The sequence below is a fragment of the Leifsonia sp. 2TAF2 genome, from assembly GCF_052115085.1.
Taxonomy (GTDB): domain Bacteria; phylum Actinomycetota; class Actinomycetes; order Actinomycetales; family Microbacteriaceae; genus Leifsonia.
In genome coordinates this window covers 145,142-158,531 of sequence record NZ_JBFRFY010000001.1, presented here as the reverse complement: position 1 = coordinate 158,531, position 13,390 = coordinate 145,142, and the positions used below count along the sequence as shown (strand labels likewise).

At 69.3% G+C, this 13,390-nt stretch carries 13 protein-coding genes; 4 read left to right on the top strand and 9 right to left on the bottom strand.

What is annotated here, in order from left to right; translation table 11 throughout:
* Window positions 1–98: 98 nt before the first annotated feature.
* The 6 genes from AB4Z18_RS00740 to AB4Z18_RS00715 are packed head-to-tail and all read right to left on the bottom strand — an operon-like array spanning window position 99 to window position 6,057.
* Entirely contained in the window at window positions 99–962 is an 864-nt protein-coding gene (locus AB4Z18_RS00740; RefSeq protein WP_441780790.1) for a phytanoyl-CoA dioxygenase family protein, read from the bottom strand.
* A 24-nt stretch (window positions 963–986) separates the two neighbouring features.
* Window positions 987–1,913 carry a glycoside hydrolase family 43 protein gene (locus AB4Z18_RS00735; RefSeq protein ID WP_441780789.1) on the bottom strand — a complete coding sequence of 309 codons (927 nt, stop codon included), beginning with the start codon at window positions 1,911–1,913 and terminating at the stop codon, window positions 987–989.
* Entirely contained in the window at window positions 1,910–2,875 is a 966-nt protein-coding gene (locus tag AB4Z18_RS00730; RefSeq protein ID WP_441780788.1) for a glycoside hydrolase family 43 protein, read from the bottom strand. The genes AB4Z18_RS00735 and AB4Z18_RS00730 overlap by 4 nt, the downstream gene beginning before the upstream one ends.
* 2 nt (window positions 2,876–2,877) lie before the next feature.
* Window positions 2,878–3,774, bottom strand: coding sequence for a carbohydrate ABC transporter permease (locus AB4Z18_RS00725; RefSeq protein WP_441780787.1), 897 nt, complete (start codon window positions 3,772–3,774; stop codon window positions 2,878–2,880).
* A complete protein-coding gene (locus AB4Z18_RS00720; RefSeq protein ID WP_441780786.1) occupies window positions 3,771–4,751 on the bottom strand; it encodes a carbohydrate ABC transporter permease in 981 nt (326 codons plus the stop codon). Before AB4Z18_RS00720 ends, AB4Z18_RS00725 begins: the two co-directional genes overlap by 4 nt.
* On the bottom strand, window positions 4,744–6,057 hold the full coding sequence (locus AB4Z18_RS00715; protein WP_441780785.1) for an ABC transporter substrate-binding protein: 1,314 nt from the start codon (window positions 6,055–6,057) through the stop codon (window positions 4,744–4,746). Before AB4Z18_RS00715 ends, AB4Z18_RS00720 begins: the two co-directional genes overlap by 8 nt.
* Before the next feature lie 204 nt (window positions 6,058–6,261).
* Here AB4Z18_RS00715 and AB4Z18_RS00710 point away from each other — a divergent pair, with 204 nt between their 5' ends.
* The 3 genes from AB4Z18_RS00710 to AB4Z18_RS00700 all read left to right on the top strand — a co-directional run bounded on the left by AB4Z18_RS00710 (window position 6,262) and on the right by AB4Z18_RS00700 (window position 9,612).
* Complete coding sequence (locus AB4Z18_RS00710; RefSeq protein WP_441780784.1) at window positions 6,262–7,272, top strand: LacI family DNA-binding transcriptional regulator; 1,011 nt, start codon at window positions 6,262–6,264, stop codon at window positions 7,270–7,272.
* 48 nt (window positions 7,273–7,320) lie between these two features.
* A complete protein-coding gene (locus AB4Z18_RS00705; RefSeq protein WP_441780783.1) occupies window positions 7,321–9,108 on the top strand; it encodes a glycoside hydrolase family 2 protein in 1,788 nt (595 codons plus the stop codon).
* A 75-nt stretch (window positions 9,109–9,183) separates the two neighbouring features.
* Window positions 9,184–9,612, top strand: a complete 429-nt coding sequence (locus tag AB4Z18_RS00700) for a hypothetical protein (RefSeq protein WP_441780782.1) — start codon at window positions 9,184–9,186, stop codon at window positions 9,610–9,612.
* Here AB4Z18_RS00700 and AB4Z18_RS00695 read toward each other — a convergent pair.
* The gene (locus AB4Z18_RS00695; protein WP_441780781.1) at window positions 9,609–10,355 is read right to left on the bottom strand and encodes a GNAT family N-acetyltransferase; all 747 of its coding nucleotides are present in this window, start codon (window positions 10,353–10,355) and stop codon (window positions 9,609–9,611) included. The two genes, AB4Z18_RS00700 and AB4Z18_RS00695, sit on opposite strands and share 4 nt — an antisense overlap.
* A 37-nt stretch (window positions 10,356–10,392) precedes the next feature.
* On the opposite strand from AB4Z18_RS00695, the gene AB4Z18_RS00690 reads away from it, so the two are divergent.
* Entirely contained in the window at window positions 10,393–10,716 is a 324-nt protein-coding gene (locus AB4Z18_RS00690; RefSeq protein WP_441780780.1) for a hypothetical protein, read from the top strand.
* An 86-nt stretch (window positions 10,717–10,802) separates the two neighbouring features.
* Here the strand turns inward: AB4Z18_RS00690 and galU are convergent, their stop codons facing one another.
* Together galU and AB4Z18_RS00680 are read right to left on the bottom strand one after the other, a co-directional pair.
* Window positions 10,803–11,876 (bottom strand): UTP--glucose-1-phosphate uridylyltransferase GalU, encoded by a 1,074-nt coding sequence (galU, locus tag AB4Z18_RS00685; RefSeq protein WP_441780779.1) that lies wholly within the window; start codon window positions 11,874–11,876, stop codon window positions 10,803–10,805.
* A 98-nt stretch (window positions 11,877–11,974) separates the two neighbouring features.
* Window positions 11,975–13,375: a UDP-glucose dehydrogenase family protein gene (locus AB4Z18_RS00680; RefSeq protein ID WP_441780778.1), complete on the bottom strand. Its 1,401-nt coding sequence runs from the start codon at window positions 13,373–13,375 to the stop codon at window positions 11,975–11,977.
* Between the last annotated feature and the right edge of the window lie 15 nt (window positions 13,376–13,390).

The window sequence follows — 13,390 nt, the reverse complement described above, 5'->3', positions numbered from 1 at the left end:
TTCTACGGGTTATGACGCGAATTGGCGGGCGGAATACCTCCCGCCATTCGAGGGCTGCGTTTGACTACAGACTCGCAACTGGACGGTAAAGAGTCGCCCTACGCGTCGCCCATCATGAGGCCCTCGATGGTGTGCTTCTGCGTGATCGGGGTCAGTTCATCCACGACCGGGCAGACCAGGTGGCGCTTCACGCGCTCCGGCAGGGTGTCGTAGAACTCGTGGGTCACCGCCATGTCGTGGTGCTCGGCGTTTCCGGCGCCGGGCGCATCCACTCCGAGCACCAGGACGGGACGCGACTTCTGCGACGTGTTCTGCGTGCCGTGGTGCACCGTCAGGGCCGACCGCACCGAGATGTCGCCGCGCTGCGGGTACTTCCGTTGCGCCCGCTCGATGAACCGGGGGTAGAGGGAGGCGTCCGGGAACATCTCGTGCTCGAACCCGACAGGCAGGTCCCACTGGGTGCCCGGCGCGATTTCGAACGGACCCATGTCCTCCTCGGTGTCCACCGCGGTCAGGTTGAACGCGAGCGAGGTGAGCCGGCCGGTCTGCTTCGTCTCCTCCGGCATCGGGAAGTCGCGGTGCCACGGCTGGTCCTTCGCGCCGGGTCCGGGCACATCGAAGCCGAGTTCGATGATCTGGTATTCGGGACCGAGCACGGCCTCGCAGACGCCGCGCACCCAGGGATGGTCGACGAGCTCCAGCCAGCCACGCATCTGCTCGGGGTGGATCTCGACGTAGTAGCGCTTGGTGCCGCGACCGACGGCGCCTCCTGGACGCTGCAGCGCCTCATCGAACGCGACCTCGATGTCCTCGCGGAGCCGGTCGGCCCACTCAGGGCTGAAGGCCGCCTTCTTGCCGAGGGTGCCGTCGGTGTAGAGGGCGGTCACGGCATCCCGGATCTCGGGGTCGAGCCCGGTGGTGTCCGGCATCGCCGGGGTGACCCGGGGAACGTCGTCGTTCATGCTCATTCCTTTCAAGGGATGCATTCAGGGCTGATGGATGCGCAGCGAACCCAGGTGCAGCTGCCGCGCCGTCGCGTCGGCGTTCCAGGAGTGGAACGCGATGATGTCGGTGCCGTCCGGCGCCACGGTGAGGGAATTGTGGCCGGGACCGCGCAGGTCCCCGCCGCTGCGGAGGAGGGCCGGCTGCTCGAGGTGTGACCACGGGCCGAGCACGTGCTCTGCGGTCGCGACGCCCACCGCATACCCGGGGCCCGTCCATGCGCCGCCGGAGTAGGTCAGCCAGTAGCGCCCGTCACGCAGCACCACCGCGGGACCCTCCAGCGTGTGCCAGTCGAAGCGGCGCCCGTGGATGAGGCGGTCGCGCTCGTACAGCTGCCAGTCGGCGTTCGGCGCGAGCACCGGGACGGGCGGTCCGGCGAGCGAGGCCATTCCCGGGTCGAGCGGAGCGACGGCCAGGTGGGTTCCCGGCCGCTCATGGTCGAGGACGTCGCGGGCGAAGAAGAGGTACCAGCGGCCGTCCGCATCCCGGAACGGATGCGCGTCGATGGCGAACAGCTCGTCGGGCGTCAGGTCGACGCCGAGGTCGCGGAACGGCCCGGTCGGCGAGTCCGAGCGGGCGACCCGCAAGTGGTGGCCCTCGATGCCCCGGCCGACCGAGTAGTACATCCAGAACGCCCCGGCGGCCTCCGCCACCTCGGGCGCCCAGTAGTCGTCGCCGAGGGTGTCCGCGACGCGCTCGAGCACTGGGCCGGCGCTCGTCCACTCGGTCAGGTCGGGCGACACCAGCGCCTCGAAGACGCGGTCGCCCTCGCTCCCGGGGTGCGTGCCGTAGGCGACGTACCCGCCGTCGGAGAGACGCAGAACGAACGGGTCGGCGAAGTAGCCCGGCCACACCGGGCCCCAGTGCCGGGTCACGCGCACCGCGGCATCGGTCACGGCGGTGTCCGTCACGACGACAGCTCCGGGAGGCCGTTGCGCCAGGTCACGGGGACGGCGTGCATGCCGCGGTATGCGAACGCCTCGTCCCAGGAGTGGAACAGCATCCAGTCCTTGCCGTGGAAGCTGACCAGATCCTCGCCGCCGGGGCCGAGGTACTTCCCCTTCGAACCGGGCGTGGAGAGCAGCGGCTTCTTCGCCTTCGTATACGGACCGAGCAGGCTCTTCGCCGTGGCGACGCCGGTCACGTAGGAGGAGTTCGCGTAGTCGTTCGCCGAGTACAGGAGTACGAACTCGTCGTCGTGGCGGACGATCACGGGCGCCTCGACGAGGTGACCCTCCCACGACTCGGTCTGCTTGATGAGCCGGGTCGGCTCTCCACTGAGGGAGGCGCCGTCGGCCGCCAGAGGCTGCGTGTAGATCCAGGTGTCGTAGCCGCAGCAGTTGCCGTCGTTCTTCCAGACGAGATACGGCTGGCCCTTCTCATCCGTTGTCACGCTCGCGTCGATCGCGCCGCCCTGGTCCACCGGGCAGACCAGCGGCTTGTCGGCGGAGGAAACGAACGGCCCCTCCGGCTTGTCCGCGAACGCGACGCCGATGCACTGGTACTTGCTGGCGGTGTCCGACGCGGTGAAGTACAGCGCGAACCGGCCGTCGGCGAGCTTCGCCGGTCCGGGCGCCCAGGTCTTGCCCGGCGCAGCCCACGACGGGAGCTCGGGAAGCGCATCCTTATCGCTCAGCTTCCACGTCTTCATGTCGTCGGTCGTCGCGACCTGGACGTTGACCGACGGAGTGTTCGTCCCGTAGGCGAAGACGCGGTCGCCGACCACGAGGGCGCCGGGATCGGGGAAGTCGCCGTCGATCTGGAACGGGGCGATTGAGGGCGACGACTCCGTGCTCGACGGCGAGCCCTGCGAGCATCCGCTGAGGCCGGCGGCGAGCACGAACGCGACCGCCGCGACGGCGGCTCGGCGCATCCTCACCCCTTGACCCCGCTGGTGGCCACGCTCTCGACGATCTGCTTCTGCGCGAAGAAGAACAGGATGAGGACGGGGATCGACGCGATCACAGCGCCGGCCATCACGATCGCGTAGTGGGTGGAGTACGCGCCCTGCAGCTGCGACAGACCGGGCTGCAGCGTCAGGTTCTCCGGGCTGAGCAGCACGTACACCGGCCAGAGGAAATCGTTCCAGTTCGCGAGGAAGCTCAGGACGGCGAGGGTGGCCAGCGCCGGCCGCGCCAGTGGCAGGACGAGCTGCAGGAAGATCCGCCAGTCCCCCGCGCCGTCGATCCGCGCCGCCTCCTCGATCTCCGGAGGGAGCCCGATGAAGAACTGGCGCAGGAAGAACACGCCGAACGCGCTCGCAGCCCCAGGGATGGTGATCGCCCAGATGGTGTCGAGCCAGCCGAGGTTCTGCACGATCAGGTAGTTCGGGATGAGGAAGATCACCGGCGGGACGAGGAGGGTAGCCACGATCAGGCCGAAGACGATCCGCTTGCCCCAGAACTCCAGGCGCGCGAGGGCGTACGCCGCCATCGAGGCGGTGACCAGGATGAGCACCGTCTGCAGCGCCGCAGCCGCCAGGCTGTTCAGGAACCAGCGGAACACCGGCTGCTGCCCGCTCGACAGCGTGGTGTACGCCTCGATCGAGAACGGGTTGGGGATCGCCGAGTACGGGTTGCGGATCGCGTCGCCGTCGGTCTTGAACGACGTCATCAGGATCCACAGCAGCGGCAGGATGACGACCAGCGCCAGCACGATCAGCACGGCGTACAGCACGCTCTTGCGCAGTGCCGCCTGCGGTGTCTGCTTGCGCCGGGCGCGGACAGGCGCGGGCTGCGTCGTGTCGGTCTTCTCGGGGACGGTCGTCGTCATGAGGAGCTCTTCTCTGCCCGCTCCCGCTGGAGCCGGAAGTTGATGATGCTGATGATCGCCAGGAACGCGAAGAGCACGTAACTCATCGCCGACGCCGCGGCCATGTTGTTCTGCGAGAGACCCTGATCGGCGATGTACATGATCGCCGTGCGCGTCTGGTTGCCCGGCCCGCCCTTCGTGATGATGAAGGACTGCCCGAACATGTTGGCGCTCGCCAAGATCGTGATGGTGATGACGAAGGTCATGACCTGACGCAGCCCCGGCAGCGTGACGCTGATGAACTGGCGGACCGCGCCGGCGCCGTCGAGCGCCGCCGCCTCGTACAGGTCGGTGCTGATGCCCTTGAGGCCGGCGAGGATGATCACGGTGTTGAAGCCCATGGTCCACCAGACGGTCACGCCGGCGAGGGTGACCCACGCCCACGGCACGTCGACGGTCCACGGGATGTTGTCCGGCAGGCCGAACATCCCGAGCACGTGGTTCACGATGCCCGACTGCGTGTCGAGCAGGTACTTCCAGATCACGCCGATGACGGCGACGCCGAGCACGTACGGCGCGAAGAAGACGCCGCGGAAGAACGATCCAGCACGGATCCGCTGGTTCAGGAGCACGGCGATCAGCAGCGGGATGATCAGCAGGAACGGCACGCTCGCAAGGGTGAAGATGCCGGTCGCGGCCATCGACTGCCAGAAGTCGCCGGAGGTGGCGGAGCCGGGCGTGAAGAGGTCGATGTAGTTCTTCAGGCCGATGAAGGACTGGTTGACCCGGAACGGGCTCCAGTTGGTCAGGCTGATCCACAGGCCGAAGATGGCCGGGCCCAGCACGAAGACCAGGAAGAGCACCAGGAACGGCGCCAGGAAGATGTAGGCGGTCCCGGTGCGGCGGCGCCCGCCCGGCCGCTTGGTGGAGCGCCCGGAACGAAGCGGGCGTGGTGCCCCGGCTTCCCGGGGCACCACGATCGAAGCGGTTTCAGTCACCGTACTTCTCTTTGTTCTGCTTCAGCAGGGTGTCGGCCTTCGCTGCTGCGTCGTCCAGCGCCTGCTTCGGCGTCTTCTTGCCGGTGATGGCTTCGTTCACCGCAGTGGTGATGGTGGCCTCCACCGTGGTGATGCCCGCCGCGATCGGCTCGTAGTGGGCGTACTTCAGCTCGTCGAGGAACGGCTTCAGGTTCGGGTAGTCCTGCACCAGCTTCGGGTCGTTGCGAACCGAGTTCTTGGCAGGGAGCTCACCGGTCTGCGGCCAGTCGGCCGAGTTGTCGTTCATCCACTTCACGAACGTGGCCGCAGCGGCGGTCTTGTTCTTGTCCTGGCCCTTGTTGTTCATGAACATCCAGTGGGTGGAGCTCGACCAGACGGCCTTCTGGTCGCCGATCTGCGGCACGGCCACGGCCTGCCACTTCAGCTTGTCGAAGGCGGTGTTCGTGGTCTGCCAGACACCGTTCCAGTTGAACGCCGTCTTGCCTGCGATCAGGGCGTTGATGTTGCCGTCCTGGGCGACGTCGGCCGGGCTGTAGCCCTTCTTGATCAGGTCCGTCATCCAGGTCAGCGCCTTCACGCCGGCGTCGGAGTTGAAGGTCGCCTTGCTGACGTCCTTGTTGAAGAGGTCGCCGCCGTACTGCCAGAGCAGGCTCTCGAACTCGAAGGTGCCGGTGAAGACGTAGCCGTCGACCCATTCGCCCTGGACGCCCGCGGCCTTCAGCTTGTCGAGCGCGGCCAGGTAGGACTCCTTGTCCTGCGGGATGGAGCTGGGGTCGACGCCCGCCGCCTGCAGCACGTCCTTGTTGACGTACAGGCCGAGCGGGGTGACGCTCCACGGCACGGCGTACTGGCCGCCGTTGTACTTGCCGGCGTCGAGCAGCCCCTCCGGGAAGTCGCTGGCCTTGTAGCCGAGCGACTTCACGATGCTGTCCGCCTTGAGCACGAGGCCCTGGGCTGCGTAGGTGGCGATGTCGTCGCCGTGTCCGACCGCGACATCTGGTCCCTTGCCGGCCTTGACCGCGAGCGGCATCTTGCGGGCGATGTCTGCCCACTCCATCGGCACGTCCTTGACGACGATGTTCTTGTGCTCGGCGTTGAACTTGTCGACGAGCTTCGGCACGAGCACGGGGGCGGCGCCGCCCGTCCAGCCGTTCCAGAAGCTGATGTTGACCTTCGGTCCGGTGTAGTCGCCGGAGGAGACTTCCGCCCCTCCCGACCCGGCGCTGCTTCCGCAGGCCGTCAGAGCGAGCCCGAGGCCCGCGGTGACCGCCACGGCGATCGCGCGTGCTGCGAATCGCTTCTTCATGTGATCTCTCCCTTGAGTGAGCCTTTCACGCAGCCCTTCCGTCGGGGCGGCAGCGTGATCGGTGGTGCTAGAGCCGGTACACTCGGCGTGCTTGGCGAATTTACAGCGCTGAACAAGGTGTGTCAACCTCACAATGTCTTCATTGGATCGCTCGCTGTAGAGTGACCCAGCGAGCAACGACCCGATGACGCGGAAGGAGGCACGATGGCTGTCAGGCTCCAGGATGTGGCGGAGCACGCCGGCGTGTCGATGAAGACCGTCTCGAACGTCGTCCGCAATTACGCCCACGTCAGCCCGGCGATGCGCGAGCGTGTGCAGCGCGCGATCGACGAACTCGGCTACCGCCCGAACGTGATGGGCCGCCGCCTGGCGACCGGTCGCACCGGCCTCCTCGCGCTGGCCTTCGCCGACGTGACCCTGCCGTACTTCGCGGAACTCGCCCGGGTGGTCGCCGACGAGGCCGAGCGCCGCGGCTACCGCGTGCTGCTGGAGCAGACCGAGGGCACCATCGAGGGCGAGCGGGCGGTCGTCTCCGCCGGTGAGTCGGGGCTCGTCGACGGCATGATCTTCCAGCCGAGCGTCATGAACTCGTCCGAGTTGGCGCAGACACGCACCGACATCCCTCTCGTCGTGCTGGGTGAGAACGCTGCGCCGCTCACGGTCGACCGCATCATGATCGACAACGTGGAGGCGGCGCGCACCGCGACCGAGCACCTCCTGGCCCAGGGCCGCCGCCGCATCGCGTTCGCCGGGCACGAGACGTCGCGGCCGACCCGCACCTCGAAGCTGCGCATCGCCGGCTACCAGCAGGCGCTGGAGGACGCGGGCCTCACCCCGGAGCCCGAGCTGATGATCTCGAGCGTCGCCGTCTCGGCCGGCAACGCGGTGCGTGCCGTCGGCGCCGCCCTCGACGCGGGCTTGCGCTTCGACGGCCTCGTCTGCCGCGACGACCTGGCCGCGATCGGCGCGCTGCGGGCGCTGCAGGAGCGCGGCATCCACGTGCCGGACGACGTGGCGGTGACGGGATGGGACAACACGCCGATGACGGCGGTCACTTACCCGTCGCTCACCTCGGTCGCTCCGGACATGCGCGGCCTCGCGTCTCGAGCCGTCGAGATGCTGCTCGAGCGCATCGCCGGCTTCGACGGGATGGGCCGGCACGAGTTCGCGCCGTTCTCACTGGTCGCGCGGGAGAGCGCACCCGCCATTTCCTGAGCGCCGAACTGACTTTACAGCGCTGCACGGATCGTGCATGCTAAGTGGATGCTCACCGAGGAACGCCGCGTGGATGCGGCCACCGCCCAGGAGGGTCGCTACCCGCGACCGCAGCTCGTCCGGGCCGACTGGCTCGACCTGTCCGGTCCATGGTCGTTCGCGTTCGACGACGACGACCGCGGCCGCCGCGAGCACTGGGAGCGGTCCGCGTCGCTGACCGGTGTCATCCACGTGCCGTTCCCGTTCGAGTCGGAGGCCTCCGGCGTCGGCGACACGGGCTTCCATTCCGTCGTCTGGTACCAGCGCACCGTCCTCCGTGACGAGGTGCCCGGCGGCGAGCGCCTGGTCCTCAACTTCGGCGCCGTCGACCACTCCTGCGAGGTGTGGATCGACGGGCGCTCGGCCGGAACACACGAGGGCGGCTCGACGCCCTTCTCCCTCGACATCACCGACCTCGCCGGCGACGGCGACTTCTCGATCACGGTCCGCGCCGAGGACGACCCGGCCGACGTCGCCCAGCCGCGCGGCAAGCAGGACTGGCGGCACCACCCGCACTCGATCTGGTACCACCGGACGACCGGCATCTGGCAGCCGGTGTGGCTGGAGGCCGTCGCCGACGTCCGGATCGTCCAGCTCCACTGGCTCACCGACGTCCCCGCCGGCGAGGTCACCGCACTGCTCCGGCTGAGCCGCCCGGCTCCGGCCGGGACGACGGTGCGCGTCACGGTCGCGCTCGGAGCGGACACGCTCGCGAGCGTCGAGACGATGGTCGCCGGGCGCGAGCTCGAGGTGCCCTTCCGCATCCACCGCCAGACGAACGGGCAGGCCTACGAGGAATTGCTCTGGTCGCCGGCGCACCCCACGCTGCTGGATGCGACGGTCACGCTCTCCCGGCCCGAGGGCGCCGACGACGTGGTCGCGTCGTACTTCGGCCTCCGCTCCGCAGCGGTCGAAGGGGGCCGCTTCCTGCTCAACGACCGCCCCCTCTACCTCCGCTCGGTGCTGAACCAGGGCTACTGGCCGGAGTCGCACTCTGCCGCCCCCGGGCCGGACGCCCTTCGCGCCGAGGCGCAGCTCATCCTCGACCTGGGCTTCAACGCGACGCGGCTGCACCAGAAATATGAGGACCCGCGCTTCCTGTTCTGGGCCGACAAGCTGGGCCTCCTGGTCTGGGGCGAGGCGCCAGCCGCCTACGCCTTCAGCCCCGAGGCGGTGCGGCGCAGCATGGCAGAGTGGTCGGCCATCCTCGACCGCGACCGGTCGCATCCCTCGATCGTCACCTGGGTGCCACTCAACGAGAGCTGGGGCGTGCAGCACCTCGCGCACGACCCGCGCATGGTGTCGTACGCGAAGGCGCTCGTGCACCTGACGAAGACGGTGGACCCGAGCCGGCCCGTGATCTCGAACGACGGGTGGGAGCACGCGGCGTCCGACATCCTCTCGATCCACGACTACGACCACGACCCGGAGCGGGTGCGCGAGCGGTACGCGACGCGCGAAGGGATCCTCGGCGCCCCCTTCACCCTGCCCGGCCGACGGCTCATCGTCGATGCGGAGCAGCGGGTGGATGCGCCCATCATGCTGACGGAATTCGGCGGCATCTCCTACACCGAGAACGGGCCGGCGGACGCGTGGGGCTACTCGACCGCAACCAGCCAGGAGGACCTGGTGGAGCGGCTGCGCGCCCTGGTCGGCGCAGTGCGCTCCTCCGCTCCCCTCGCCGGCTACTGCTACACGCAGCTGGCCGACACGGGGCAGGAGACCAACGGGCTCGTCTTCGAGGACCGGCGCCCGAAGGCGCCCATCGAGCAGTTGCGGGCCATCTTCGGGGAGTGAACGGGACTGTTGCAGCGGAGTGCGAACGGGCAGACTGACGCCCACGTACTAGCCGTCTCTCCTCGAGGAGCGCTCATGTCTGCACCCGCCGCCGCGGTGAGTCCCGCCGCGAACCTCCGACGCCGATCCCGGGAGGCGCTGGCCGCACTCGCCGTTCAGTATCTGCTCGGTATGGCAGCCAACCTCATCGGCGAGCCGGAGAGCACCTTCGTCATCGTCGTCGACACCATCATCGTGATCCTGCACATCCTGATCGCGATCGGTCTGGTCGTCGTCAGCATCCGCGTGCTGCTGGCCGCGCGCGCGGCCGACGTCGGCCAGCGGCTGGCGCTCTGGGGCCTGATCGTGATCGTGGTCACGTTCCTCGCGGGCGTGCTCACGATCAGCTTCGGCAGCGACTGGGCGTCGTACGTCATGGCCGCGGGCTTCCTGGTAGCGGCCGCGCTGTACGCGGGGACGTTCCTGGCGTCCTACCGCCCGGAGACGGCGGCACCTCAGACCTAGAGGGACCAGTACGCGTAGCGCGAGGCCGGGCGGAAGCCGAGGGACGCGTAGAGCGCGTGCGCCGGGGCGTTGCCGGCGAGCACCTGCAGCCACAGGCCGCGGATGCCGTGCTCGCCGGATGCGGCGGTCAGTGCCTGAACGAGCGCGCGGGCGAGGCCGCGCCGCCGGGCCGCCGGGCGCGTGGCGACGGCGAACAGGCCTCCCCACTCGTCCACCAGGGCCAGCCGGGCCACCGCGTCCGGAGCCGCGGGGTCGCCGTGAGCGGCGTAGAGCGCCGGCCCGCCGGTGAGGATGCGCGCGGCGACGGTGCGCTCGACGGCTCCGCCGCGACCGTCGACGGACCACCAGGTGTCGAGCCAGCCGTCGTCCAACTGGTCCGTGATCCGCACGGCCGGCGACTCCTTCACCTGAGACTCCGCCGCGACGGTCGAGCGGTCGGCCACCAGGACGTCCGTGAGCGAGTGATCACGGTAGCCGCGCTGCCGGAGCACCTCGGGGAGGGCGGGAGGGGACGCGGACGTCACCTGGAACACCGCGGGCAGCGACCGCGCTGCGTACCAGCGCTCAGCGACATCCACTGCCGTCTCCACGTCGTCGACGGGACCGGACGCGAGCACCGAGTTGGCGCGGTTCGTGACGCCGGACGAGGCGCGCAGCGTCCAGCCCTGCAAGGGTTCGCGCTCGAGGGCCACCCAGCCGCGGTCCGCGAGGCGGTCGAGGGTGGCGGCGTCAGGCAGATGCACCTGTCGACGCTAGCGCAGGCGGCGTACCGTGCGTTCCATGACCGACACCCGAACCACCGGCGCGCCGAGCGCGGAGGCGATCCCCGAATCGGAGGTCGCCGGGCTCAGCGCGAAGACCCTCGCCCACGTCATCCACTACCGCCGCAAGACGTACGTGACCAAGCCGTCCGAGGGCTACGCCCTGCTCAAGCGCGTGCGAACGCTGCTCCGCGACGGGACGACCGACCTGGTGCCCCTGGTGCACCGCGACGGCTTCGTGTGGCTGGCCGTCGGGCCGAGCATCCCGATCGCCATCGACGAGGTCGAGAGCGACGCCGGCCACGACGACAAGCACACGCTGAAACGTCTCGGCCTGGACTGACGCCATACGTCTAGTGGTCCCAACACGCCGTTACGGGGGTCGGAGTAACGGCGTGTCGGGACCACCAGAGCTTGGGGCGGGGCGGGTCAGGCGCCTGCGGTGGGGAGCAGCTCGCGGGCGGGCGGCTCCGCGAGCGCCGGGGCGGGCTTGGCTGGGCCGGGCTTCGCCGGCTCGGATTTCGCCGGCTTGGACTTCGCCGCGGGGGCGACCGGCTGAGGTGTGACCGTCGGCAGCGCCGGGAACGTCGGGATGGGCGCGGTCTCCGCCGGGCCAGCGGTCGTCGCGAACTCCTTCAGCCAGGGCAGCAGCTCGGGGCCGAGGTCCTCCCGGGCGACCGCCATCTGCACGATCGCCTTCAGGTAGTCCAGCCGGTCTCCGGTGTCATAGCGCCGGCCGCGGAAGATCACGCCGTGCACGCCACCGGTCCACGCCGGCGCCGTTGCGAGGCCCTCCAGCGCATCCGTCAACTGGATCTCGCCGCCCTTGCCCGGCTCCGTCTTCTCCAGGATGTCGAAGATCTCCGGCCGCAGCACGTACCGGCCGATGACCGCATAGTTCGACGGCGCGTTCTCGCGGTTCGGCTTCTCGACGAGGCCGGTGATCCGCACCACGTCGTCATCGTCGGTCTCCACCACCGCGGCGGCGCCATAGAGGTGGATGGACTCCGGCGGCACCTCCATCAGGGCGACGACCGTGGTGTTGAGCGCGTGCTGCACCTCCAGCATCCTGGACAGCAGCGGGTCGCGGGCGTCGATGATGTCGTCGCCGAGGAGCACCGCGAACGGCTCGTGCCCGATGTGCATCTTGGCGCGGAGCACCGCATGGCCGAGACCCTTCGGGTCGCCCTGCCGGACGTAGTGCATGTCCGCGAGCGACGTGGAATAGCTCACCTTGAGCAGGCGGTCCATGTCGCCCTTCTTGGCGAGGGCGTCCTCCAGCTCGGCGTTCCGGTCGAAGTGGTTCTCGAGCGCGTTCTTGTTGCGGCCGGTGATCAGCAGCACGTCGTGCAGGCCGGAGGTGACGGCCTCCTCGACGACGTACTGGATGGCCGGCTTGTCGACGACGGGCAGCATCTCCTTGGGCATGGCCTTGGTGGCCGGAAGGAACCGGGTCCCGAGCCCTGCCGCCGGGATGACGGCCTTGGTCACATAACTGGTCACGTTCTTCTCCTCTTTTCAGGATGCCGAGGTGCTCGTAGTGGTCGCCGACACGCCGTGCGGCGGCGCAACTACGAGCACCTCGGCGGAGGGGGATGGAGCTAGCGGACCGCGGCGAGCGCCGCGAGGTCGTCGGCGAGCGGGGCGACCTCTGGCACGGTGCCCATGGCGAGGACGCTCCAGCCCGCGCGGTTCCACGCGCCTGCGTCGAGGCAGTTACGGCCGTCGATCACGGTGCGACCGCGGACGATGGCGCCGACGGCGGCCGGGTCGGCCGTGGTGAACTCGTCCCACTCGGTGAGCACGACCGTGAGGTCTGCGCCGGTGAGCGCCTCCTCCATCGAGTCCGCGTAGCCGAGGGTCGGGAAGAGCTTCTGGGCGGTCGCGCGGGCCTGCGGGTCGTAGACCACGACCTGCGCTCCGCGTAGGTGCAGCGCGGCGGCCACGTTCAGCGCCGGCGAGTCACGGACGTCGTCCGTGTGCGGCTTGAACGCTGCGCCCAGCACGCCGATCCTGCGGTTGAGCACGGAGCCGCCGAGCGCCTGCAGGGCCAGGTCGATCACGCGCTGGCGACGGCCCATGTTGATCTCGTCCACCTGCTGGAGCAGGCCGACCGCCGCGTGCGCCCCGAGCTCGTTCGAGCGGTGCATGAGCGCCCGGATGTCCTTCGGGAGGCAGCCGCCGCCGAAGCCGAGTCCTGCATTCAGGAACTGGCGGCCGATGCGCACGTCGTGCCCGAGGGCGTCCGCGAGCAGCGAGACGTCCGCTCCCGCCGCGTCGCACACCTCGGCGATTGCGTTGATGAACGAGATCTTCGTGGCGAGGAACGCGTTGGCGCTGACCTTCACGAGCTCCGCGGTCGGCAGGTCGGCGACGAGCACCGGAGTGCCCTCGGCGATCGGCTTCTCGTAAATGCGGCGAAGGGTCGCCTCCGCCGCAGGAGAGGTTCCGCCGAAGACCAGACGGTCGGGCGAGAGGGTGTCATCCACCGCCTTGCCCTCGCGCAGGAACTCGGGGTTCCAGACGAGCTCCACGCCGATCCCCTCGGGGGCGGCGTCCGCGATGATCGCACGCAGGTGCGCTCCCGTCCCGACCGGGACCGTGGACTTGCCGACGATGAGGCCGTCGTGGGTGAGGTTCTCGGCGATCCCCCGCGCCGCCGCCTCCACGTAGGAGAGGTTTGCGGCGAACGAGCCGGACTGCTGCGGCGTCCCGACGCAGATGAAGTGCACGTCGGAGACGGCCACCGCCTCGGCCAGGTCGGTCGTGAAGGTCAACCGGCCCGCGGCGACGTTCCGGCGGATGAGTTCCGGCAGGCCGGGCTCGAAGAAGGGAGCGCGTCCCTCCTTCAGTTCCTCGACCTTGTGCGGGTCGGTGTCGACGCCGACGACGTCGAATCCGAGTTCGGCCATGGCGGCCGCGTGCGTGGCGCCGAGGTAGCCGGTGCCGATCACGCTGATACGGGGAGCGGGCTGGTCCTTGGACTTCTTTGGAGCGGTCATGTCGATCGTCCTTTC

What these genes read in the sequence shown, in the direction of transcription:
- AB4Z18_RS00740 (WP_441780790.1), bottom strand. Translation starts at nt 962, where the DNA reads ATGAACGACGACGTTCCCCGGGTCACCCCGGCGATGCCGGACACCACC.
- AB4Z18_RS00730 (WP_441780788.1), bottom strand. Translation starts at nt 2,875, where the DNA reads ATGCGCCGAGCCGCCGTCGCGGCGGTCGCGTTCGTGCTCGCCGCCGGC.
- AB4Z18_RS00725 (WP_441780787.1), bottom strand. Translation starts at nt 3,774, where the DNA reads ATGACGACGACCGTCCCCGAGAAGACCGACACGACGCAGCCCGCGCCT.
- AB4Z18_RS00715 (WP_441780785.1), bottom strand. Translation starts at nt 6,057, where the DNA reads ATGAAGAAGCGATTCGCAGCACGCGCGATCGCCGTGGCGGTCACCGCG.
- AB4Z18_RS00710 (WP_441780784.1), top strand. Translation starts at nt 6,262, where the DNA reads ATGGCTGTCAGGCTCCAGGATGTGGCGGAGCACGCCGGCGTGTCGATG.
- AB4Z18_RS00705 (WP_441780783.1), top strand. Translation starts at nt 7,321, where the DNA reads ATGCTCACCGAGGAACGCCGCGTGGATGCGGCCACCGCCCAGGAGGGT.
- AB4Z18_RS00700 (WP_441780782.1), top strand. Translation starts at nt 9,184, where the DNA reads ATGTCTGCACCCGCCGCCGCGGTGAGTCCCGCCGCGAACCTCCGACGC.
- AB4Z18_RS00690 (WP_441780780.1), top strand. Translation starts at nt 10,393, where the DNA reads ATGACCGACACCCGAACCACCGGCGCGCCGAGCGCGGAGGCGATCCCC.
- AB4Z18_RS00680 (WP_441780778.1), bottom strand. Translation starts at nt 13,375, where the DNA reads ATGACCGCTCCAAAGAAGTCCAAGGACCAGCCCGCTCCCCGTATCAGC.